Annotated in this window: 1 protein-coding gene; it reads right to left on the bottom strand. The window is 62.6% G+C overall.

Annotated features, from left to right (window positions below; translation table 11 throughout):
* Positions 1-642 (bottom strand): type VI secretion system tip protein TssI/VgrG (gene tssI, locus J5M71_RS26385; protein WP_207838405.1); only part of this gene is annotated, 642 nt, incomplete at both ends.

Genomic DNA, 642 nt, shown 5'->3' with positions numbered 1-642 from the left:
GAACACGTCCCACGGGGTGGCGAGGAAGGTGTTGCGGTAGCCTTGGTGGAAGTCGTCTTTGTTGTCGGTGGTGTCGCTGGTCACGCCTTCTTCGAGGACTTGCGGCTGTTTGCCTTCGTGGAAGATTTGCGTGAGCAGCCACAGGTCGTTCCACTCGCTGCGCGGGTGGTCGGACATTTCCATGAAGTGGCCGCTGACCAGTCTGGTCTGGTCGCCGCGACCTTCGGCCTGGCGGTAGTCGGCGCGGTGGCGTTCGAGGGCGCGCTGGCTGAGGAACTTGCCGCGCGCGCGGTCGATGAAGCGGCCCGGGTAGTCGTAATCTTCCAGATCCGGCTCGGTGCTGTCGCCGTCGGGTTTGTACGCCGCTTCCATTCGCAGGCGCGGTTTTTCGAAATCGTAGTCGCGGCGAGTGGTGCGCGTGGTGCGGGTTTCCAGACGCAGTTTGAAGGCTTTGATCACCGGTTCTTCGGCGACCATGCCGCTGCCCTGCACGTACGCGGTTGGCTGGCCGAGGTCGGGGAACACGGTCTGGTCGTCGCCGAACACCAGCAGGTGGGCTTTTTCGCTGTGCTGGAAGTGGTAGTGAATGCCTTCCTCTTCGCACAGGCGCTGGACGAAGTGCAAATCGGTTTCGTCGTACTG

It is taken from the genome of Pseudomonas sp. 43(2021), from assembly GCF_017490805.1.
GTDB lineage: Bacteria > Pseudomonadota > Gammaproteobacteria > Pseudomonadales > Pseudomonadaceae > Aquipseudomonas.
This window is presented reverse-complemented; position numbering and strand designations above follow the sequence as displayed.